The following is a 19,766-nucleotide window of genomic DNA, read 5'->3' on the forward strand; positions in this document are numbered from 1 at the left end:
CTGTAATCAATGGGTAGGTGTAACTCTCACTGGTTATGAGCTCGCAAATAGCGGGGAAAAGTATATACATCTTGGATAAAGGGGAACAAGGGGATGACAAACATAGTACAGACAAACGGTATGAAAAAACTTGTTTGTTTTTATGAAGAGTGGCAAAAACACGGCGATGCAGAGAATAGTTTAAAGTTGTTTGAGGTGATTCAAAAATATAAACAAGAACAGCTTATGATAGCGTTCTGTGGTCACTTCTCTGCAGGGAAATCAACGATGATGAATCATCTATATAAAGCGCAGTTGTTACCAACAAGTCCAATTCCGACAAGCGCTAACGTTGTCAAAATTGAAAAAGGAATGGATCGTGTTGTTGTAACGGTTAAATCTGGAGAACAGTACGAGTATGACGGTGCATATTCAGCTGAAGAATTAAAACAAATTTGTAAAGATGGTGATGAGGTAATTGGTGTTCACATTTATCGGAATGATGCGCCAATTCCTGAAGGTGTTATGTTAGTAGATACACCAGGGATTGACTCAACAGATGATGCCCATCAATTAGCGACAGAATCAACGCTACATCTAGCAGACGTAATTTTTTATATGATGGATTATAATCACGTCCAATCGGAAGTGAATTTGCAATTTGTTAAAGAATTGAAACAACGTAATAAAACGGTTTATCTCGTTGTCAATCAAATAGATAAACATAAAGAAAATGAATTGTCGTTTGAGAATTATAAAGATAGTGTAAAGCAATCGTTCTCTAACTGGGATATTGAAGTAGATGGAGTATATTATACGTCATTACGAATGATGAACCATCCACATAATGAAATTGGAAGCTTAGAAACGTTAATTACTTCTATTATGAAAGAAAAAGAGCAGTATGTAAGGACTGGAATGGAGCGAGAAACAGAATATTTAATGGGGGAACATTTCTCGTTTATTGTTTCTGAAAATGAAAAAGCTCTTTTGAAATATGAGGAAGAGTTAGCATCACCACTTTCTATTTCAGAGGTAGTTGAAAAGAAGGAAGAGTTAACGGAAGCGAAAAATCGTGAGGCAAGTAAAGAGTCTCATGTGAGAAATGAATTTATAAAAGGCCTACAAGCTATATTAGATAACGCGTATTTAATGCCATTTGAAATGAGAGAATTGGCAAATGCGTACTTAGAAACGAAATTAACAAAGTTTAAAGTCGGTTTGCTATTTGCGAAAGGAAAGACGGAGCAAGAAAAACAAAGGCGTGTAGAGGCGTTTTATTCTGCCCTTCAAAAGACTGTTGAAACGCAGCTTGATTTTCATGTGAAGGAATTTATTGTAGCCTTCTTAAAAGAAGAAGGATTGTTCACGGAGGAAATTGGGAAAGACATATATGGGTTAGAAATTGCTTTCGGACCAGAAATGTTGGCTGAGGTAATTAAACAAGGCGCAGGTTTCACAGGTGATTACTTACTTCTTTATACAGCGGATGTAGCGAATGAACTAAAGAAGCGTTATTTTATAAAAGCACAGCAAATTTTTGATAAAAGTGCGGTCGTTTTAAAGCAAAAGGTGAGGGAAGCAGTTGCTCGTATTGAAGAAGAGATTGAAACATATACGATGTTGCAAACGGCGAAAGAAACACAATTACAATACAATAACAATTTGGCGGCATATGAAGACTATTTACGAAATGTTTGGCACGATCATGTTGCTACGCCTGAAGGTTTGCAAATAGATGAGATATTGCAAAGGGAAAAGCAAATTGTTAGTGAGAAATTTACACTACAAGAGCAGAAAATCGTAAATGATAACGTAGCGATTCATGAAGAAGAGCTGAAAGGAACGGCGGCTTTAAATATTCAGCGGATATTAGAGAAAGTGAAAAAAGCTGAAACGATATTAGAGCCATTGCCAGCGCTGAAACATGTACAGCAAGAGGTAATAGAGAAAAGAAGACGTGTAGAAACAAAACAATTTACAGTAGCGTTATTCGGGGCATTTAGTGCTGGAAAATCATCATTTGCCAATGCCTTACTCGGTGAGAAAGTACTTCCTGTATCACCAAACCCGACGACGGCAACGATTAATCAAATTTTGCCGGTTACAGAGGAAAAACCACATGGAACAGTAATTGTTCAGTTTAAATCAAAGCAAGCGTTATTAGAAGATATGAAAGCTGTTTATAAGCTGTTTCATTATGAGATTGCTACGTTAGATGAAGCGTTAGCACAAATTGATAAAGTTATGAAATATCCTTCACCAACTGGGAAGCAAAAAACAACATTTAGCTTTTTACGAGCGGTACAAAAAGGGTATGATGCAGTTTCTACTTATTTAGGAGAACAAGTACAAGTTACATTAGAAGAGTTCTCTGATTATGTAGCGAATGAAGAGAAATCATGCTTCGTTGAGTATATGGAACTTTATTATGATTGTGCTTTAACAAGGCAGGGAGTAGCGCTTGTAGACACACCTGGAGCGGATTCTATCAATGCTCGCCATACGGATGTTGCATTTCAGTATATTAAAAACGCAGATGCTATTTTATTTGTAACATATTATAACCATGTATTCTCTCGTGCTGACCGTGAATTTTTAATTCAGCTTGGTCGTGTAAAGGATACTTTTGCCCTTGATAAAATGTTCTTCTTAATTAATGCTGCGGATTTAGCAGAGTCTGAAGAAGAACTTGAAATGGTAAAAGGTTATATCGCAGATCAGCTACTGCAATACGGTATTAGAAATCCGCGTTTATTTGCAATTTCAAGTTTATGTGCGCTTGAAGAGAAACAAGGAAAGAATGTTGAAAAAGAGAAGTATGGTATTTTACAAAACTCTGGGATTACTAAGTTTGAGGAATCATTTACGTCCTTTATGATGAGAGATTTAATGCTTGTTTCTGTGCATGCTCTATATGGTGCGTTGCAAGGGGCAGATCAGCTTTTAGTAAACATGATAAAGGGTGCAAAGCAGGGGAATGAAGAGAAAGAGAAGCAAACGAAAAAATATGAAGCAGAGCGTGATCAACTACTTCATATCATTTCTTCATATAGTGTACTTGCTGAAGAACAGGCGATGCAAAATGAAGTGAAAGAGTTGCTTTATTACGTGCAACAGCGTCTATTCCTCCGCTATAATGATGTGTTTACTGAATTTATTAATCCGGCATCACTTCGAACGGATGGAAATGTGAAAACACAATTGCAACAGTGTGTTATGGAATTAGTAGCATTTATTCAGCATGATTTATTACAAGAAATGCGTGCGACATCATTACGCCTTGAAAAATGGATAGACGAAGCGATGAAGCGTGCAAAGGATGAAATTGTAGTGAACTGTAAAGTAGAAAATGAATCAATTTCTATGAATGGAACAGTGGAGTATGAATACAAAGATATTACACATAAAGAACCGTTCCCTTCAGTTGAAATAAAAGATTTCAAAAAAGCACTGGCACATTTTAAAAATGAGAAAAGCTTTTTTGAAAAGAATGACAAGGCTTTTATGCAAGAAGACGCTAAATCTGTATTAGAACCGCTCGTATCAAACTATGTAGCTGATGAAAAACATTTATTTGTTCATCATTATAAGCAAGAGTGGGATATGAAGTGGAATTTATTCGAAAAAGTGATGCAGCAAGATGTGATGAACTATTATGAAAGTATATTGTTTGCATTGGCTGAAACGATCGATGTATCTCTATATGAACAAAGTAAAGAACAATTGCAAAAGCAGTTAGTAGAGATTGAAAAAGAAATTTATGTTATATAGTCGTTATGAGAAAAAGATTCGTTCAATTTTCTTTTGAAGTACAGTATCTAAAGATTTTACAAATCCAGCAAATTCATCGGTAGAAATCATATGAGTAAGAACGAGTCGTCTGCCATCTGGTGTTTCACCGCATAAGACGAATGAAGAAAATTCATATGTTTTGTTTTCAACTACTAATTTTGGATAGGAATACGTGTCGCTTTTCTTCTTCTTTCCATCAATAGAGATGACGTTGCATTTTTTCTCATTGTTGTCCATGGTGAATCCCTCCTTTCTATTATTTATGGTAGACAAGGAGGGTTTAGAACAATAGAGAAGGGGGAATTTTTTATGTCTGTTGTAATAGAACGTATTCCAAAAGAGGCTATACCGAAGGCTTTATTGTTACTTGCTGATCCAAGTGAACGGCAAATAGCTACGTATGTACAAAGAGGATTAACATACGTAGCTAAGCAGGGGGGGAGCGTTATCGGTGTATATGTTCTTTTGGAAACAAGGCCAAAGACGATGGAAATCATGAATATTGCGGTTGCAGAGCATTTGCAAGGAAAAGGGATTGGGAAGAAGCTATTAAGGCATGCTGTAGAAACTGCTAAAGGATATGGTATGTCAAAACTTGAAGTTGGTACAGGCAATTCTAGTGTTTCACAACTTGCTTTATATCAAAAATGTGGATTTCGTATTTTTTCTATTGATTTTGATTACTTTTCGAAGCATTATGAAGAAGAGATTATTGAAAATGGAATTGTATGTCGTGATATGATCCGGCTTGCAATGGAATTGAATAAAAACGTATAACTATTTAGGGGGAAGAGAAGATGGAAGTACATAAAGCAATTACAGCACATTCTCGTAAACAAAATGAAAGTGTAAAAGCATGTTTACAATTAGATGCACAGCGTGAAGCAGCTATTGAAGCTGCCGTATCTCTTGCGTCAAATGGGAAAGAATTTTCGGTTGATGTCATTAATGTTGTAACGAAGCAGATTAATGATCTTGCAAAAAATGGTGTTACCTTGCAGCGTAAATATGTTACAGAAGAAATGGTTATGGAGTATGTAAGTCGTTTGAAAGAGAAAGAAGGTCGTTAAAGATGATAGTTACAGTCGAATGGTTACGTGAGCATATAGAAGATGAGAATGTCCGTATAATCGATTGTCGTTTTGATTTAGCGAATCCTAATTGGGGTAGAGAAAAGTATGAAGAAGGACATATTCCTCATGCGTTATATTTTGATTTGAATTTAGATTTATCAAGTCCTATAGCAGAACATGGTGGCCGCCATCCTTTACCAAATATTGAGGAGTTTGCAGACAAGCTTTCGAAGGCTGGTATTGATGAACATACGACAGTAATTGCGTATGACAGTCAAGCCGGTGCAAATGCTGCTCGTTTATGGTGGTTATGTAACTATGTAGGACATGAGAAAGTATATATATTAGATGGTGGTTTCCAGGCTTGGAAAGAGAATGGACTACCGACAACAGCGGAAATTCCTGTTGCTATACGAAAAACATTCAAAGCTAATATACAAGATCATATGCTTGTAACGATGGAAACGGTCAGAGAGAATATCCGTGCAGGTGCGGATGTTACATTAATTGATTCAAGAGAGCCGAAACGTTATGCTGGTGTAGAGGAACTTGTCGATCATAAAGCAGGACATATTCCAACAGCAGTAAACCATTTTTGGAAGGCTGGAATGTTGCAATCAGGACAATTTAAGAATAAAGCTGAGCAACAAGAACGATTCCAAAACCTGTCGAAAGATAAGGAAACCATTGTATATTGTGGTTCTGGTGTTACAGCGTGTCCAAACATCCTTGCATTAAAATTAGCTGGATTCCAAAATGTTAAATTGTATGCAGGTAGCTGGAGTGATTGGATTTCTTATCCAGAAAATCAAATTGCAAAAGAAGAAGATTAATCACTTGCATGCAAAAATAATTTGTATTAAAATAAGGTCACAAGCAAGAGATTGCTCGAAAAACTTTGTATTTTACACATTGGAAACAATGTGATAATATAACGACAAGTAAATAATACATCCTGCGGTGTGCGTAACTTATTTATGTCTAAAACCGATGTTAGTTATACGGAAGCTCAATATTTAGCGACCATCATCAAGCCTTCCTTGTGGAGGAAGATGTACGGTAACTGTGAGGGCATCCACCTGCGAGTAGCGGGTTTTTGGACATTTACGAGGAGCGGCACGTGCGGGGGTCTTATTTCAACTAACCTTATATAAAATTCCTACGGTGTACGTAGCTTATGCATGTCTTAAACCAATAAGTTTAATATGGAAGTTCAATATTTAAATGTAGCTAACATGCCATCTTTTTAAGAAGGAAGTTACAAACATTTGTGAGGGCATCCACCTGTGAGAGCAGGTTTATGGACATCTAGAGAGAACGGCATATGTGGGGCTATATAAAAACCTTACGTTTTATACGTAAGGTTTTTTTGTTGCATAGATATATTAATATTATCTTGATTCACCTGTGAAGTTTCCGTAATAAATGTAGCACTTTCTGTCTTCATCAATCTCTCTTGAATCCAAGGAGAATTCCATAGAAATGCCGTCTCGCTGAATATATATAATATCTGAATGAAGAGATGGTAAAATTTCTTCGTAGTTCCATACATCTTGACTATCTACTAAGCTTGAACTTGTTTCACTTAGTTCTCTAATTTCAAAACCGATGTGGGAGTATGTAGGGTCTGAAGGGTCATTGGCGAAAACTTCTTTTTGAATATAAATAACTGCTGTTCCGTCTGGATCAACCGAAGTTGCAGTAACAACATAAGTATTTTTCTCTTTAATAAAATATTCACAAGTCATGCGTGCGATAATTTCAGAATTAGAAATATTGGCGTAGTTCCATAAAGCAGGATACCCTTTCGTTTCATCATTAAGTCGATATTCTAAGCGCATTTAATCCCTCTTCTTCCTTTTTCTTCTACTTTATCATGCCATCCTATATAATAGGAATAGAATTTAAAAAGGGGAGTGCGAAGGTGACAAAAACGAAATGGTTAGTAGGTGGTGTCGTAACGTCTTTAATGACTGGCACTTTATTTGGTTGCGCACAAGATCTTCCCCCAAAACCGAATGATAATAGTTGTTCTGATTGGGATTGGGATGATGAACTTGGGGTATGGCAGTGTGATGATAGTAGTTCAGGTTATCGTGGGCATTATTTCTATGGTGGGCGATACTATCAAAATAAATCCACTTTTAAAAATTCATCGGCGTTTAAATCGTATCAATCGTCTGCTGAATTTAAAGGTGGAATTGGAAGCGGTTCAAAGGGAGGATTTGGGGGCTAAAATATGTCGCAATACATAAGGGATCGAAAAGAATTTTATTTAAAATATCCGAATTTTTGGTCGGATTTATATGAATGTGAGTATAGTTTGTTTCATGTTTTTTCTATAACAAATCAGACTTTGGACCAATTACACTTAGCGACTGAACGAATGGGGAAAATATTTTTTAAGACTGCTAGACTGCTGCGTAATTTAAGTGACGAACAGCTTCTAGATCTTGGCTTTCCATCCGCGAGTTTATCATTCATTAGAATGAAAGGGCTTTATCCTGAATCTGTAATTTCGCGATTTGATTTTGCTGTAACAGAGGATAACAAAATTAAAATGCTTGAGTTTAATAGTGATACACCAACTTTTATTGTGGAATGTTTTCAAATGAATGGAAAAGTTTGTGAGAATCTAGGCTATGATGATCCAAACTCAGATCAAGAACGATTGCTATCTTCTGGTGTTACGAAAGCTGTAATGGAAGCGACAAAGGAATTAGACAATCCAAATGTTGTTTTTACAGCACATCATGAACATATCGAGGATTGGAATACGACTATGTATTTGAGTCAGCTATGCCATGTTGAAAATAAAGTAGTGCCAATGTCAGAACTTAGAATTACAAAAGATGCTCTAGTTGATAAAGATGGGGCGAAGATTGATGTTTTATATCGCCAAACATATCCGATAGAAGATTTAATTGAGGATCAAGATCCTGAAACAGGAGATTTGGTAGGTGTGGAACTGCTGCAACTTGTAAAAGCCGGAAAGCTTTTTATAATAAATCCTTTGTCAGCATTTTTACTTCAGCCAAAATCGATTCAGTGTCTTATTTGGGGGTTAGCAGAAGAAGAGGTCTTTTATACAAACGAGGAACAACAGTGGATTAAAGAATATATGTTACCTACATATTTAGAACCAGATTTATTTTTAGGAAAAGGTTCTTTCGTTCAAAAACCTTCATTTGGTAGAGAAGGAGATACAATTACGATTCGCGATAAGGATGAAAATATTATGCTTCAAAATGCACATCAAACGTATAAAACTGCACTGCCGATATTTCAAAAGTATACAGAACTGCCAGTCGTATCCTTGGAAACAGAAAAGGGGATGGAGAAACTGTCCTATGTGTTTGGTTCTTTTTTAATTGCTGGAAAAGCGAGTAGTATCGGTATTCGCGCGGGAGAAAAGATTACAGGAAATGAATCGTACTATTTACCGGTAGGTATAAAAAGGAGGAGGAAAAATGATTAATTTTTTATTATATTTAGCAGTAACACTTGGACTTTTATGTATTGGTCTGTTCTTGATGGAAGTGACAACGAAAGTTAAGGAATTTAAGTTAATGGCTCAAGGGAATAAGGCGGTAAGCTATGTGCTTGGAGGGCGATTACTTGGGTTAGCTATCGTTTTATATTCGACAGCAGCTAATTCAATTTCACTTCTTGATATGATTTCGTGGGGAGCAGTTGGGATTTTGGCTCAAATTATCGTCTTTTATTTAGCTGAGTGGCTTACACCACGCTTTAATATAAACAAAAGTCTTGAAGAAGATAATCAAGCAGTCGGTCTTTTTCTTATGTTTTTATCGCTTTCAATTGGGATTGTAATCGCTGGTTGTATAACTTATTAAAAACTTTACGTTTAAACGTAAAGTTTTTTATTTTATACCGCTATTTGCCGGACAGCCCGATTGGTGAGGGCTAATAATCAGTGGCGGATGAACAAAACCCCCACTGATGAAAGTTTCACTTTATATACGTTAGTTTGCCATACCATTTGAAAAAATTGTAGGCTACGGTTGACATCTATTTTAAATAAGAGTAACATTTTCAATGTAATGAAAATAAGTCTCTGTTAGGTGAGGCTCCTGTATAGAGAAACGCTGCTGCCCAAAAATGTCGAGAGACGCCAATGGGTCAACAGGAATGATCGAATTAAGGTTTTTCTTAACGTAGCTGGTAATGTACCTATGCTATACAGTGCTAAAACTCGGTGAGGGAGAGGTCCGTAGATTTCTAATTATATTAGAAATCGTTTATTTGTGTATGTAATGGCCGCTACTCTCTTAAGGGTAGGGGTCTTTTTTGTTACCAAGCTATGAGTAATTTCATATTATAAACTATAAAATTAAACGAGGAGGTGAGGAGCATGTCAAATTCTGACTCGGTTCCGTTACCCATATACTTCAAATCAAAAATATATGATGTAGGCAGGAAACGATTTGTTCCTCCCTCTATATTTATCACAATGTAGCGTTTATAAAGCGCGAGACACTTTCACAGTAAAGTGGATAAATTGAGAAACAAAGCGTTTCTTCCTATGTTGTAAAGGAGGAGACGATAATATGTTATATGCAAACAAAACTGTGGGTAACACGTCATATAAACTAAGTAAAAAATCAATAAAAGAACAAACAATGCTCCAAAAAAATAAAGATTTATTAATTGAAATTGCAACAAGAGATGTAAAATCTGTATTTGCATATTTTAAAACAACAAGAGACGGACTATCAATGAAAGAGGCACAAAAACGTATTCAAGTATATGGCCGAAATGAACTAACTTCAAAAAGAGCACTTCTTGCGGAAGTAATGATGAAGCTAGGTGGCATGATTCCAGGTTTTTCAAAACAACGTGTGTGTGATGAATTACAACGTGAAACGATTACTGTATCTAGAGTAGAATATTCTAGTAGTACAGGGCTAAATAGTGAACTGAAAATGATGGAGATACCTGTGCAAGAACTTGTACCTGGAGATATGATTTTTCTTTCGGCTGGAGATGCTGTGCCAGCTGATGTACGTATTATTTATGCAGATGATTTATTAGTGAATGAGTCTGTGTTAACGGGAAACGAAGCGAATATAGAGAAGTTTGAGAGCTGCTATCACCTTGAACGTAAACGATTTATTCCATTAAAACGGATGAAAGATTATAATCCACTTGAGCTTGAAAATGTATGTTTTAAAGGTTCGCATATCGTTAGTGGAAATGCAAAAGCTATCGTTGTTTCTACTGGAAAAAATACGTATTCAGGTATCTTGCATACTTGTTGTAGTAGAACGTCTTAATGTGTTAATGATGCTAAATATACAAAAACAATGTATAATAGACAAAGTTGAGCAAAAACGTAGAATGGTAATCTATTTATATAACCTTACGTGATAACGTAAGGTTATTATTTTTTTAATAGGAGAGGAATTATGAAAAAAGTATTATTAGTTGATGGTATGGCACTATTATTTCGTGCTTTTTACGCAACAAGTGTCTACGGACAATTTATGAAACGACAAGATGGAACCCCTACGAACGGGATTCATGGTTATATGAAACACTTATTAACAGCTACGCAAGCGATCGAACCAACACATATCGTTACATGCTGGGATATGGGAAGTACGACATTTAGAACAGAATCGTTCTCGAATTATAAAGCAAATCGTGCAGCGCCACCAGAAGAATTAATTCCTCAATTTGATTTAGTGCAAGAAATGACTGCAAAATTATCCATTCCAGTTATCGGTATGAAAGGCTACGAAGCCGATGATTGTATCGGTACGCTTGCAAAACAATATTGCAATGAAGCTGAAGTTTATATTTTAACAGGTGATACGGATTTACTTCAACTTGTTGATAAGAACGTTACAGTTATGCTTCTGCGTAAAGGAATTGGAAATTACGAATATTACACACCGGAGAAAATCATGGAAGAAAAAGGTGTAGAGCCGTGGCAAATCGTCCATGCAAAAGCTTTCATGGGAGATACAAGTGATAATTATCCAGGTGTAAAAGGTATCGGTGAAAAAACAGCGTATAAGCTTATTCAAGAGCACGGAACAGTATCCGCTGTACTAGAAAATGTAGAATCATTAACAAAAGCGCAGCGTACGAAGATTGAAAGTGATTTAGAGAACTTAAATATTTCGTTGCAATTAGCACAAATTCACTGTGAAGTTCCAATTTCATGTTTACTAGAAGAGGGATTACACACAATGGATGAAGAAAAACTTAGATTTGTTTGTGAAGAAATGAATTGGGGAAGACCTGAAATATTAATAAATATGCTATAAATAGTTTGGAAAGAGGGATGTTGCATAAGTCGAAATTTGACTTGGTGACACCTTCTTTTTGTTTTTGTAAACAGTATTATAGTAAATAAAATTATGTCGAACTCAATTTTAAATATATAAATGTTTCGACAAGATATAATGATAAAAGTTGATGGGAATAGTAATTTTTATAATGAAGTGAATTAATTTCAACATAGTTTTAGAGAGTCTTTTTTTCGTGTTCACAAAGTTGTCAGAAAATAAACGGAATTTTCATATGAAGTTCAAATAGAATTCACAACAATCAATTATTATAAGGACACACAGATAATTCTTTATCTTTTATATAAACCATCCCCCAAGGAGGACAATGAAAATGAGAAAAAAAGTGAGAAAATCTTTTAAACAATTATTAATTGAAAATAAACAATCACTATTAAATAATAAAGAAAATATGAAAGAAATTGAAGAGAGAATTGAGAAACGACATGTAGCATATAGTGGTGCCAGTAATTAAATAAAATAAAAAAGATAGCCTATGTAGGCTATCTTTTTTATTTTATATTGAAAAAACGCTATTCAGCTCTTTAATTTTGTAAATATGCAAGATATTTTTATAGCGTTTTTCTATCAATATTACTCATTTTTCGAGGTTAAAATTGGTATATACCAATTTTTGAGATTTTCTATTCAAAATATTACAAAAAATGTTACAATACACTCAAATTTATACTATAAAATCATTTTAATATGAAAAATTGGAATGAAAAGAAAGGAGGGGAATATGAATAAAGATGTCGCTTTGAAATGATTATTATCATTTCATTAGGAGTTGATGTAAAAAGATGAAGAGATACGAAGAATTGGACTCTATAAGAGGAATTTCTTCATTAGTAGTAATGATTGGTCATCATTTAATGATTTTTTCAGCATTTCAAAATTACAGTTATGAAGATAATAAACCATTTGTTGTGTATCTATTAAAAGAAACGCCTGCTCGTCTAATTTTTAGTAGTGGTAACGAATCAGTTATTATCTTTTTTGTTTTGAGCGGATTTGTTTTGTATGAATCTATTCAAAAAAACTATAGTAGCTATGGGTCATACCTTTTAAAACGTATATGCAGAATATATATTCCTTATATTGTGGCAATAATTATAGCTATTGTATGCCAGATTACAATTAGTGAATATGGTATTTCTTATTTAAGTGAATGGTTTAATCGCTCATGGACGATTGAAAGTTCTTCAAGCTTAATCGCACAACATATTTTATTGGTTGGGAAATATAATACAGATGCATATAACGGTGTGATTTGGTCACTTGTCCATGAAATGCGAATATCAATAATTTTCCCGTTAATTTTGATGATTTGCTTACGAAAAACGTTAAGGTGTTCATTACTATTATTGTTTAGTTTTAGTATATGTTCTGTCGTAATATTATTTTTGTTTCGCTCGGGCTTAACATTAACAAGCTATGCATTAACATTGCATTACACAGTACTGTTTTTACTAGGAGCACTAGTTGCGAAGTATAAAAATAATTTAATAGTTTTTTATAGTAATTGTACTAAAAACACGAAAATTGCATGGTTTTTATTTGCGATTTTACTTTTTATGTATGAAGGGCTTATAGGAGAAATTAAAGTGCTCAATAATTTTATATTTCGAGACTACGTAGTGGCGATAAGTGCATGTTTATTTGTCATATTAAGTTTGTCAATATCAACTTTGTCGTCCTTGCTACATAATAAATATTTGTTATATTTGGGGAAGATTTCTTACAGTCTTTATTTATACCATATTATATCGTTGTTTTCCCTTATATACATGCTCCATGAAATATTACCGTTGCCTATTATTTTAATTTTTTCACTTATATTTTCGTTTATATTTGCAATACTTTCGTATATATATGTAGAAAAATTTGCATTCGGAGTCGGAAAGTATGTAACAAAACAAGTGGATAGAAGAGAGAAAGGGTTATCTGTAAAGAGTGAATTGCAGGATGTTATTCAGAAAAGGGCGGTGAAATAATTGAAGCAAGAAATGAGTATAAAAGATTTTCAACAATTATTGAAAAGAAGATTCGTAACGATTATTTTAACGATGTGTTGTTTAACCGCTTCTTTAGTTCTTATCTCTATGTATGTTTTAAAGCCGTCATATCAATATTCAACGCAAATTCTTGTTGGGAATTTAGATGAGTTTAATAAGGAAAATTCAACAAATAAAACACAAGAAAATAAGCAACTAGTAACATCGTATGTTGATATTTTAAAAAGCCCATTAATTATTTCAACAGTCAAAAAAACTTTGAAATTAGAGCAATCAAGTTATGAATTAGCACAAAAAATCTCGGTAGTGAATACGGACAACTCACAAATTGTAACTGTTACAGTAAAAGATTCCAATCCGAAAGTCGTGAAAGACATTGTAAAGACATTGGCAGAGCAATCACAAAAAAGTTTTCAACAGTACACAAATGTACAAGGTGTGAAAGTGTTGACGGATCCTGAGTTACAGGAACAGGCTGAAAAATTGTTTCCGAAATTTCAACTGATCATTCCTATTTCTTTAATTGTTAGTTTTTTTGTTGGGATAGGTTTAGCTGTATTTCGAGATTATTTTGATGAACGTATATACACGGAACAAGATTTAGAGAAAATAACAACAGTCTCTGTTATTGGTCACATAAATATGAAACCGAATAGAAAACAGAAATCTACAGAGGTTGATAAACAATCATCTATATATCGAGGTGAACATGTCGATGTTTAGGACAAAGAAACAGCTGCCATTCGATCTGCATGATGATCTGATGAAAGAGCAGTTTTATACGGTGTATCACGAGTTGAAAAAATCTGGAAAACAACTGTTCACAGTTAGTTCAACGAAGGACAGAGGTGTTGTTGCCTCGCTTATAGTAAATATGGGTCTAGTGTTTGCTGAAATGAAGAAAAAGGTGTTACTTATTGATGTGAATTTTTCTGACCCAAAATTACATGTATTATTACAAAGTGATCACATGATAACAGTAAACGATATAATAAGCTCTTCCCCCTGTAATTATGAATCTTTTTCTAGTAATTTGTCTAAATACTTATATTGTATTCCTGCAAAAAAAACAGTACATACAGGGACGCCTTTAGTTGCTATGGATGAATTTGATAATGCGATTGCTAAGTGGAAAGAAGATTTTGATTACATTTTCTTTTATTCTTCTGAAGTATTTGATCTTCCTGCTACGCACATTATTGCAGGGAAATGCGATGGAGTAGTCTTAGCAGTTAAAAAGCGAAAAGATTCACTACGTACAGTGCAAAAAGTAATAGCGAATATAAATAGAAAAGAATGTGAATTAATAGGGATAATTTTATATTCTTGAATGTGGGGGTAACGATCCATGATTCGTGAAACAAATCAAGCCAAGTTGTATACGATTCCAGCTCAAGAAAAGCCTAGCATATTGAATCGAAGTGTAAAACGCTTGTTTGATATTATATTTTCAATCATATTGTTACTATTAACGATACCAATTATGTTGTTCTTTTGTATTATGATTACTTTAGAAACATCAGGGGCTCCAATTTACTTTCAAGAACGTTTAGGTATAAACGGGAAGAAGTTTAATGTATTTAAATTAAGATCGATGGTAAAGGATGCTGAAATAAATGGCCCACAATGGGCAAAAGAACATGATCCAAGAATTACAAAAGTTGGATTGTTTATAAGGAAAACGAGAATTGATGAATTACCGCAACTTTTAAATATTTTAAGAGGAGATATGTCTTTTGTAGGTCCTAGACCAGAGAGAGAGTTTTTTTATAATGAATTTGATGCGTATATTCCAGAATTTAAGGAACGTTTAATGGTAAAACCAGGATTAACCGGATGGGCACAAATAAATGGAGGGTATAATCTTGATCCAAAGGAAAAGTTGAGGCTGGATATGGAGTATATTGAAATGAAAACGATTCGGATGGACATCCGTATTTTATGTAAAACCGTTTTAATTGTATTGAACGGTAACGGTGCAAGATAAATATAAAGGTAAACAAACAACATATGTAAGTAGGTTACTTGCAAAGGAGAACTTGTATGGGTAGATCTATTCTAAACAATATTATCCATCTATTTTATAGTACGATTTTAGCTAACCTTCTTCAGGCCGTCAGTTTAATTGTTTTAGCAAACTTTTTTAACGCACAACATTATGGGATGTTTAGTGTTGCCATAGCAGTGACGTTTGTTATGTTATTTTTTACAGATTTAGGACTTAGTAATACGTTTCTTCGAGAAGGGGCAAAGGATGGAGCAGATTTAGAGAAGATTTTATCATCGTATATAAAAATAAGGATGATTCTACTTATTCTTATTTCTATAATCGGTTATATTGTTATTCATTATATGTATGCGGATAAAAATTTAATTTATATGATGATAAACGTAATGTTTTTCATGTTAATAGGATTAACTTGGCAAAACATAGGAATTGCCTATTTTCAACTGACGGAACGTATGAAGTATATAGCGCTCATAAAAGTTGTATCAGCATCAGTTGTCATTATAATTACATGTTTTTGTATTTTCGGAGAGTTACCGGTGTATGTAACGGCTCGCTTATATGCTTTTGGGTATATGATCGGCGGTTTATTCAGTATATATATCATGAGAAGAAAGACGAAAATGAATATGAAAGTCGTAATTCATAAAGCGTTATTTTGGCAATTAACTCCCTTTATTATAAGCGGTTTTTTAATAATGAGTACGCCACAATTAGCGCCTATCTTGCTTAACTATACATTGCCATTAAGTATGGTAGGTGTTTTTGCAGTGGCGTACCGGATGCCGGCAGCTTTATATCAAGTACCAGGGGTAATTGCAGGTGCATTTTTTCCAGTGCTTTTTAAGCATTATAACCAGAATAATATAGAAGAGCATACGAAATTAAATTTGCTTCAAATTAAATCAATGGCGATTGTAGGAATATGTATGACAATCGGTTTATATCATTTAGCACCATACTTTATTTCTATATTTTTTCATGAAGAATGGAGCGATGCAGTAGAACCACTCCAAATATTATCATTTCTTATTGTGCTACAAAGTTTAAATATTGCCATTGCTGACGGTTTAACGACGAGTGGATGTCAAAATAAGAGGACTGTTGTGCAGTGTGTAGCATTGGTGATAGGTGGGGTTATGCTTTATAGCTTTAGTAGTATTGGTGGAGTGATAGGAGCGGCATACGCTATGGTTTTATTTGAAATCGTCGCTTTAGTGGGATACATAGCGGTAAGTGTAGTGAAGAAAAAAATTGTATTCCAAATTGTAATACCGTATACAATTTATTTTGGTGTAACCTTTATTGGAGTGCAATATATATTGCATACATATCATTTAATTGCGCTTGTTCTTAATATATTAATCGTAGTAGCTGCCATATTCCTATATGATTATGAGCTGAAAAAACTTCTTCTTTCTTTTATAAGAAAAATACGCAAAAAGGATTATATTACGAAACAGGGGATATAGCCTATGGAAAATAATATGAAAGTATCGATGGGATGGATTATTCTTCTAATATTATTTGTTATGTTAAGTAAATACAATTTATATATTGGATTTTCATTGAAGATATATATGATTTTTTTAGTCATATATTTTTGTTTAACAATTAAAAACTTTCATATTCAAAAGTTATATTTTCATGAAGTTGTATTTTTACTGTTTTATTTCATTTATTGTTTAAGTGGAATTCTTTCTATGTATTTAAATGCTAGTATTCGTATGATTTTTGGCGTGCTACTCGTGTTAGGATGCTATTTTATAATGAGGAATTTATTGGGGAATACTGAAATAGTGGTACTTGAATCATCTATTGCTTATGTAGGAGTAGTATTTAATGTTGTAAGTCTAATACTATATATAATTGGTTTACAATACTTTAGTTTATACGGTGGAGAAGAGAGAGAAATTTTTGCTGGGTTATTAGTGGATAGAGGATATCCACGATTAATTGGATTGCTAGATGATCCTAACATTTTTATTTTTTATAATACAATATTTTTTATGTACTATATGACGAATTTACAAAATATTACTAACATCTTAGGATTGATTTTATGTGTTACGACGAGTCTATTAACCTTTTCAAGAGGGGGAATATTAGCGCTTGTGCTTGTCATTTTTGTATATATATGTATGTCTAGTTTCGCTAAAAAAATAAAAATAATTATGAGTTTAGTATTGTTTAGTGTAGTTATTTTTAGTTTATCGAATAGTGTAATGGGGGGCCAATTAGATGACATATTAAATAAACGAATTTCTGATTTTTCCCATGATAATGGAAGTGGTAGATTTACATTATGGGAAGCTGCTTTTAAATATTATTTATCCAATCCATATATCGGAATTGGTGCGTTTAACTTCTCGAATTATTATGAGTATCAATTTAATGAAAAATTATATGTACACAATACATTTTTAGAAATTTTGTCTGAATCGGGTACAATTGGTTTTCTTCTATATAGTGCGTTTTTATTCATATTAATGTTTAAGTTAGCGCAGCATACTTTGTTTCGTGAAAAACCATATCTTCTATTGACTATGATTGCATTTTTATTTCAGATGATGTCATTGTCACTCATTATTAACGAAGCGTTCTTTTTATTTTTAGCAGTTGTTGTGAAGTATATTTCAATATATGAAGGAAGGGGAAAGATAGATGGTAAAATGTCTATCAGCACATAACGAGCCGCCTTATGTTTCTGTAATAACACCTTCTTATAATAGTATACGATTTATAGGTGAGACAATTTCATCTGTACAGAATCAATCGTATGAAAACTGGGAAATGATTATCGTTGATGACGGTTCAACCGACCAATCTGCCGCAAAAATTAAAGAGATAATAGAAGGAGACTCACGAATTAGGTTATTATCATTAAAAGAAAATGTTGGTGCTGCTAAAGCTCGGAATTTAGCGATCCAAGAGGCAAGAGGAAGGTACATTGCCTTTTTAGATAGTGATGATATATGGTTGCCACATAAATTGAAGACACAATTGTTATTTATGGAAGAAATGAATATAGCTTTTTCATATGCGTCGTATAGTTTAATTGATGAAAATGGTAATGAATTAAATCGTGAAGTGAGTGTACCAAAATCTGTTGACTATCATTATTTAGTAGGAAATACAATTATCGGGTGTTTAACAGTGATGATTGATCGTGAAAAAATTCCGTATGTCGAAATGCCTAGTATACAGCCGGAGGATACAGCGTTATGGCTGAACTTATTACATGAAGGGTATGAAGCAAAAGGGATACAGCAAGTGTTAGCAAAATATAGAATTGTTACAAATTCTGTTTCTAGAAATAAAATTAGAGCAGCTTTTCGGTATTGGAAATTGTTAAGGGAACAAGAACGACTGAATTCGGTGCAAATTTTTTACTATTTTAGTAAGTATGCTTATCATGCTTATAAAAAAAATAAAATCAATGTAGTTGGGAAGACGCAATTATGAATATACTGTTGATGACAGATAAATTGATAACTGGCGGAGCCGAAAGCTATTTCTGTAAATTGGAAAGTAATTTGCGTTATGATGATTTTAAGATTTATACAGCTGCAGGTGATGGAGAACTATATGAATCTCTTACTAGAAAAGAAAATTTTATATTACTTAGTCGATGGAATCATTTGAGAAATATTTATTATTTACGAAACGAAATTTGTAAACGAAAGATAGAACTTATTCATGCAAATAGTTTGCGAATGGTATTATATGCTTTTCTAATTCAAAAGTTTATTAAAAAAAAGATGAAAATTGTTTATACGAAGCATAATGTAACGATATTAGAAAAGAAAATGCCAACGCTTTTTCGTTATTTCATGAATAAATATGTAAACAATATTATTACAGTAAGTGAGTTTGAAAAGAATAATTTAATTTCAATTCATGTAGCAGAAGAAAAAATAAATACAATTTATAACGGTGTCGATATTGAAAAGTTTTTATTCCAGCAGAAAAAGAAAGAACCTACATATAAAATAGGGATATTAGCTAGATTATCCAAAGAGAAAAACCATCAACTATTTGTCAAAATTGCAAATGTGTTGAAAAAGAGAAATGATTTTATGTTTTATATTGCTGGTGATGGACCAGAGAAAGAATCGATTATGAAAGAAATAGAAAAATATGGATTGCAGCAAAGGGTGAAGATGATAGGGAATATTTCAGAGCCGCATGAGTTTATAGGGAATATGGATGCCTTACTTTTATTATCTTTTCGTGAAGTGTTTCCAATGGTAGTAATTGAAGCGATGGCTACAGGGACACCAATTGTTTCAATAGATGTTGGCGGAATAAATGAAGCGGTAATAGATGGAGAGTCAGGCGTTTTGATATCTGAATATTGCGAATCTGAATTCGCAAGTGCACTTGAAGAACTACAAGGGAATGAAGAAAGGGTAAATGATATTAGATTGAAAGCACGAGAGAAAGCAGTGAGGTATTTCTCGTTAACTAAAATGATAGAAGAAACGAAAAATATATATGAGTTAAACAAATGACCGAGTAGGTCGTTTGTTTTTTTTATTATAGAAACTTTTAAGAGAGAACTCACATATTATAT

Annotated in this window: 20 protein-coding genes, 2 other RNA genes and 1 riboswitch; of the genes, 20 read left to right on the plus strand and 2 right to left on the minus strand. The window is 33.6% G+C overall.

Features of this window, described 5'->3' with window-relative positions:
• Positions 1-93 precede the first annotated feature (93 nt).
• A complete protein-coding gene (locus tag HMPREF2590_RS17265) occupies positions 94-3,753 on the plus strand; it encodes a dynamin family protein (RefSeq protein WP_000182132.1) in 3,660 nt (1,219 codons plus the stop codon).
• Positions 3,754-3,756: 3 nt separating this feature from the next.
• Here the strand turns inward: HMPREF2590_RS17265 and HMPREF2590_RS17270 are convergent, their stop codons facing one another.
• Positions 3,757-4,011, minus strand: a complete 255-nt coding sequence (locus HMPREF2590_RS17270) for a DUF3931 domain-containing protein (RefSeq protein ID WP_000369740.1) — start codon at positions 4,009-4,011, stop codon at positions 3,757-3,759.
• A gap of 72 nt (positions 4,012-4,083) precedes the next feature.
• On the opposite strand from HMPREF2590_RS17270, the gene HMPREF2590_RS17275 reads away from it, so the two are divergent.
• From HMPREF2590_RS17275 to ssrS (HMPREF2590_RS17295), 5 genes are all read left to right on the plus strand, one after another.
• On the plus strand, positions 4,084-4,551 hold the full coding sequence (locus HMPREF2590_RS17275; protein WP_000117686.1) for a GNAT family N-acetyltransferase: 468 nt from the start codon (positions 4,084-4,086) through the stop codon (positions 4,549-4,551).
• Positions 4,552-4,571: 20 nt separating this feature from the next.
• Positions 4,572-4,844, plus strand: a complete 273-nt coding sequence (locus HMPREF2590_RS17280; RefSeq protein WP_000451818.1) for a YpbS family protein — start codon at positions 4,572-4,574, stop codon at positions 4,842-4,844.
• Positions 4,845-4,846: 2 nt separating this feature from the next.
• Positions 4,847-5,680, plus strand: coding sequence for a sulfurtransferase (locus HMPREF2590_RS17285; RefSeq protein ID WP_000637563.1), 834 nt, complete (start codon positions 4,847-4,849; stop codon positions 5,678-5,680).
• 116 nt (positions 5,681-5,796) lie between these two features.
• Positions 5,797-5,979: non-coding RNA, 6S RNA (ssrS, locus tag HMPREF2590_RS17290), on the plus strand.
• A gap of 21 nt (positions 5,980-6,000) precedes the next feature.
• A non-coding RNA gene (gene ssrS, locus HMPREF2590_RS17295) (6S RNA) lies at positions 6,001-6,184 on the plus strand.
• 54 nt (positions 6,185-6,238) lie between these two features.
• Here the strand turns inward: ssrS (HMPREF2590_RS17295) and HMPREF2590_RS17300 are convergent.
• Positions 6,239-6,688 carry a hypothetical protein gene (locus HMPREF2590_RS17300; RefSeq protein ID WP_001235520.1) on the minus strand — a complete coding sequence of 150 codons (450 nt, stop codon included), beginning with the start codon at positions 6,686-6,688 and terminating at the stop codon, positions 6,239-6,241.
• An 83-nt stretch (positions 6,689-6,771) separates the two neighbouring features.
• Between HMPREF2590_RS17300 and HMPREF2590_RS17305 the strand changes: the two genes are divergently transcribed.
• The 14 genes from HMPREF2590_RS17305 to HMPREF2590_RS17370 all read left to right on the plus strand — a co-directional run bounded on the left by HMPREF2590_RS17305 (position 6,772) and on the right by HMPREF2590_RS17370 (position 19,704).
• The gene (locus tag HMPREF2590_RS17305) at positions 6,772-7,083 is read left to right on the plus strand and encodes a hypothetical protein (RefSeq protein ID WP_000169030.1); all 312 of its coding nucleotides are present in this window, start codon (positions 6,772-6,774) and stop codon (positions 7,081-7,083) included.
• 3 nt (positions 7,084-7,086) lie between these two features.
• Positions 7,087-8,325: a glutathionylspermidine synthase family protein gene (locus tag HMPREF2590_RS17310; protein ID WP_000084935.1), complete on the plus strand. Its 1,239-nt coding sequence runs from the start codon at positions 7,087-7,089 to the stop codon at positions 8,323-8,325.
• Complete coding sequence (locus HMPREF2590_RS17315) at positions 8,318-8,704, plus strand: DUF350 domain-containing protein (RefSeq protein ID WP_000606857.1); 387 nt, start codon at positions 8,318-8,320, stop codon at positions 8,702-8,704. Before HMPREF2590_RS17310 ends, HMPREF2590_RS17315 begins: the two co-directional genes overlap by 8 nt.
• A 213-nt stretch (positions 8,705-8,917) precedes the next feature.
• Positions 8,918-9,083: riboswitch (M-box (ykoK) riboswitch) on the plus strand.
• A 335-nt stretch (positions 9,084-9,418) separates the two neighbouring features.
• Positions 9,419-10,144 carry a P-type ATPase actuator domain-containing protein gene (locus tag HMPREF2590_RS17320; RefSeq protein WP_000964951.1) on the plus strand — a complete coding sequence of 242 codons (726 nt, stop codon included), beginning with the start codon at positions 9,419-9,421 and terminating at the stop codon, positions 10,142-10,144.
• Positions 10,145-10,276: 132 nt separating this feature from the next.
• Entirely contained in the window at positions 10,277-11,143 is an 867-nt protein-coding gene (locus tag HMPREF2590_RS17325) for a 5'-3' exonuclease (protein WP_000757069.1), read from the plus strand.
• 355 nt (positions 11,144-11,498) lie between these two features.
• On the plus strand, positions 11,499-11,639 hold the full coding sequence (locus HMPREF2590_RS17330; protein WP_001228048.1) for an FbpB family small basic protein: 141 nt from the start codon (positions 11,499-11,501) through the stop codon (positions 11,637-11,639).
• Positions 11,640-11,967: 328 nt separating this feature from the next.
• Positions 11,968-13,161, plus strand: coding sequence for an acyltransferase family protein (locus tag HMPREF2590_RS17335; RefSeq protein ID WP_000833053.1), 1,194 nt, complete (start codon positions 11,968-11,970; stop codon positions 13,159-13,161).
• Entirely contained in the window at positions 13,162-13,905 is a 744-nt protein-coding gene (locus tag HMPREF2590_RS17340; protein WP_000807059.1) for a YveK family protein, read from the plus strand. It abuts the gene before it with no gap.
• Complete coding sequence (locus tag HMPREF2590_RS17345) at positions 13,892-14,512, plus strand: CpsD/CapB family tyrosine-protein kinase (RefSeq protein ID WP_002093924.1); 621 nt, start codon at positions 13,892-13,894, stop codon at positions 14,510-14,512. The genes HMPREF2590_RS17340 and HMPREF2590_RS17345 overlap by 14 nt, the downstream gene beginning before the upstream one ends.
• 18 nt (positions 14,513-14,530) lie before the next feature.
• Complete coding sequence (locus tag HMPREF2590_RS17350; protein ID WP_000617642.1) at positions 14,531-15,169, plus strand: sugar transferase; 639 nt, start codon at positions 14,531-14,533, stop codon at positions 15,167-15,169.
• Positions 15,170-15,225: 56 nt separating this feature from the next.
• Positions 15,226-16,662: an oligosaccharide flippase family protein gene (locus HMPREF2590_RS17355; RefSeq protein WP_000533732.1), complete on the plus strand. Its 1,437-nt coding sequence runs from the start codon at positions 15,226-15,228 to the stop codon at positions 16,660-16,662.
• Between the two features lie 3 nt (positions 16,663-16,665).
• Positions 16,666-17,880 carry an O-antigen ligase family protein gene (locus tag HMPREF2590_RS17360; RefSeq protein ID WP_000429878.1) on the plus strand — a complete coding sequence of 405 codons (1,215 nt, stop codon included), beginning with the start codon at positions 16,666-16,668 and terminating at the stop codon, positions 17,878-17,880.
• Positions 17,855-18,655, plus strand: coding sequence for a glycosyltransferase family 2 protein (locus tag HMPREF2590_RS17365; RefSeq protein ID WP_000237686.1), 801 nt, complete (start codon positions 17,855-17,857; stop codon positions 18,653-18,655). The genes HMPREF2590_RS17360 and HMPREF2590_RS17365 overlap by 26 nt, the downstream gene beginning before the upstream one ends.
• Complete coding sequence (locus HMPREF2590_RS17370) at positions 18,652-19,704, plus strand: glycosyltransferase family 4 protein (RefSeq protein WP_001023700.1); 1,053 nt, start codon at positions 18,652-18,654, stop codon at positions 19,702-19,704. The genes HMPREF2590_RS17365 and HMPREF2590_RS17370 overlap by 4 nt, the downstream gene beginning before the upstream one ends.
• The last annotated feature ends 62 nt before the right edge of the window (positions 19,705-19,766 follow it).

The organism is Bacillus sp. HMSC036E02 (assembly GCF_001836235.1).
Classification (GTDB): Bacteria; Bacillota; Bacilli; order Bacillales; family Bacillaceae_G; genus Bacillus_A; species Bacillus_A cereus.